This window comes from Rhizobium sp. YIM 134829 (assembly GCF_046546455.1).
In genome coordinates, this window is the sequence record NZ_JBKHKI010000013.1 from 1 (window position 1) to 2,427 (window position 2,427).

Consider the following 2,427-nt stretch of genomic DNA (forward strand, 5'->3'; position numbering starts at 1 on the left):
TTGCTTGGGCTCGTGGGGGGCGCGGCCGCATTGCCTGACACCGCACGATAGCCAATTCCTGTTAGGCCTCTGCGATGCGCCAATCCTGCCGTGCTGCCCACTGTTTGAGGGTTGTGGTGGTCAGACCGTAATGAGCCGCGTGGTAGGGGCGTGCGGGGTAGCCGACGAGGTCGTCCCAGGTTCGGACTCCCTCCTGGGTTGCGCCGCGAACCTGCTCCCACTCCTGCGGGGTCTGAAAGACTGCGGTGATCGTGCGGTTGGCGACCGCGGAGATGGCATCTGCGATCTCGGGGTGCGTCAGCGCGTCGCCTGCGAGTTCGATCTCGGCTTGATGGAACGGGAAGGGGTCGGCCACGGCGGCGGCGACGGCAGCTCCCAGATCGTCGGCATTGATGAGTGCCAACGCGGTCTGCGGGCCATCGGAGGTCACCAGTTTGCCCTCGGGCAGCTGGTGTAGCTCGGGGAGCATGTCTTCGCGTTTACCGGGGAGCAAGTTGTCCATGTACCACGCAGGCTTGAAGATGGTCCAACGCTCGATCCCCGACTGCCGGACCACGGCCTCCGCTGCTTCCTTGCCGTCCCAGTACGCCCGAAACAACTCACCCTGCTCGTAGCCGGGGTGCCGGCGGCGCCATCCGGTCCCCGAGACCGACGTGTGGATGATCTGGGTGACGCCGGCTTGCTTAGCCGCGGTGGCGATGTTGCGGGCTTGGCGCTGTTCGGCGCCCGGATCGGCGGGGTCAACGCCGGCCAGCTGGACGGAGAATACGACGTCGTGTCCGGTACTGGCGTCCTCCAGGGACGCCGAATCTTCGAGGTTCCCGATCGCTAGCGCAACGCCCTGGCAAGAAAGTGCTTGTGCCGCTGCCGATTCGGGGTTGCGTACGAACGCAGTCACGGAGTGACCTCCGTACAGAAGCGCCTGGACGACACCGCCGCCCTGCATTCGGGTCGCCCCGGTAACCAGCGCTCTCCTCTTGTTCTCATTAGTCATGTCAGGCCCTACTCTCGGTTGAACTCGTTCGGACAGCTCGTCGAGGGGTACCGCCTCGACGGCAACCCCGATACCCCGTAAGACGCCAATGCGCCTTACCGGAGCAATAATTCGCTCAAAACAGCAGCACGGGTCGTCCCCGCAGCCCGCCCGCCTCGATGAGCCGGTGCGCTTCGGCGACCTGTTCGAGCGGGTAGGTGCCTGCGACGCGCAGCGTGAGGACACCGGTCTCGGCCAGGTCGCGCAGCCGGGTCAACGCTGCGGTGTCCCGGATGCGGTCGTAGACGTAGACGGGGAACCAGCGCACACCTCGGTCGGTGTCGCCGGTGAATCCCTTGAACGTCGCGATCGCTGCACCGTCACGCACCGCCGCTGCCACCGCATCGCCCACCGATCCGGCGTCGAGGACCCCGTCCGCGCCATCGGGGCGCAGCTGGCGGATACCGTCGGGGAACCTGTCACCGCGAGGGAGCACGTGATCGGCACCCAGGCTCGCAACGAGGTCGCGGTCCTTGTCCGCTGCGTCGGCGATGACAGTCAGCCCGGCCTCCTTGGCCAACTGCACGGCGTAACCACCGATTCCGCCGGCCGCACCAGTGACCGCCACCGTTGACCCCGGGGCTAAAGCCAGTGCGTCCACGCCCATCAGCGCAGTCAGTGCGGCCATCAGCAGGGTCGAGGCCGCCGTCAGGTCGACTCCCTTTGGCGCGCGCACTACCGATTCGGCCGGTACGACCACGTACTGCGCCTGTCCGCCCAAGTCCAGCTTGGGCTCCGTCACCGCTATCACCTCGGCGCCGAGGGGCAACTCCGGACGTGCTCCCTGCCCGACCTCATCGATCGTGCCGGCCACCTCCCACCCCGCGACGTACACCTCCGAGGGCGGGTTCACTTCCGGGTCGTACTTGGCGGAGAGTCCTTTGCGGATATTGGTGTCGGCCGGGTGGACGGCGGCGGCGGCCACCTTGATCCGCACCTGCCCTGGTCCCGCGTGCGGTTCGGCCAGCTCCAGGACCCGCATCACCTCGGGCCCTCCATGCTCGGTGAAACCTACAGCCTTCACTGCGCTACCTCTTGTCTCAAACTCGCGCCCATCAACCCGAGACGGAGTTGTCTTGAGTCGTTGTCACGCTAGCAGTCCGATACACTGAAGACAAGTCAGTCCTAGTTTGCATAGGAGAGCCCCATGTCCCAACCCAATGCGAAGCTGCGGCGTCCCCCAGGCGTCTCCGGACCGCCTCGCGACCCGGCCCGGGATGCCCAGATCCTGCGCGCGGCAACAGAGTTGCTCGCGGAGGGTGGTTACTCGGCCTTGACCATGGACAAGGCCGCGGCACGAGCCGGGGTGGGCAAAGCGACCGTGTACCGACGGTGGCCATCGCGCGCTGAACTTGCCGCGGAAGCCCTCAGCCACGCGGGGCTCACCGACGACG

3 protein-coding genes are annotated in these 2,427 nt (G+C 66.7%); 1 reads left to right on the forward strand and 2 read right to left on the reverse strand.

Features of this window, described 5'->3' with window-relative positions; all coding sequences use genetic code 11:
* Window positions 1–61 precede the first annotated feature (61 nt).
* Window positions 62–994, reverse strand: a complete 933-nt coding sequence (locus ACLE20_RS15415; protein ID WP_410941197.1) for an NmrA family NAD(P)-binding protein — start codon at window positions 992–994, stop codon at window positions 62–64.
* A 115-nt stretch (window positions 995–1,109) separates the two neighbouring features.
* Window positions 1,110–2,015 (reverse strand): NADP-dependent oxidoreductase, encoded by a 906-nt coding sequence (locus ACLE20_RS15420; protein ID WP_410941199.1) that lies wholly within the window; start codon window positions 2,013–2,015, stop codon window positions 1,110–1,112.
* A 165-nt stretch (window positions 2,016–2,180) separates the two neighbouring features.
* On the opposite strand from ACLE20_RS15420, the gene ACLE20_RS15425 reads away from it, so the two are divergent.
* Window positions 2,181–2,427 (forward strand): helix-turn-helix domain-containing protein (locus ACLE20_RS15425; protein WP_410941198.1); only part of this gene is annotated, 247 nt, incomplete at its 3' end.

Coding starts and splice junctions, on each gene's coding strand:
- ACLE20_RS15415 (WP_410941197.1), bottom strand. CDS start 994: ATGACTAATGAGAACAAGAGGAGAGCGCTGGTTACCGGGGCGACCCGA.
- ACLE20_RS15420 (WP_410941199.1), bottom strand. CDS start 2,015: ATGCGGGTCCTGGAGCTGGCCGAACCGCACGCGGGACCAGGGCAGGTG.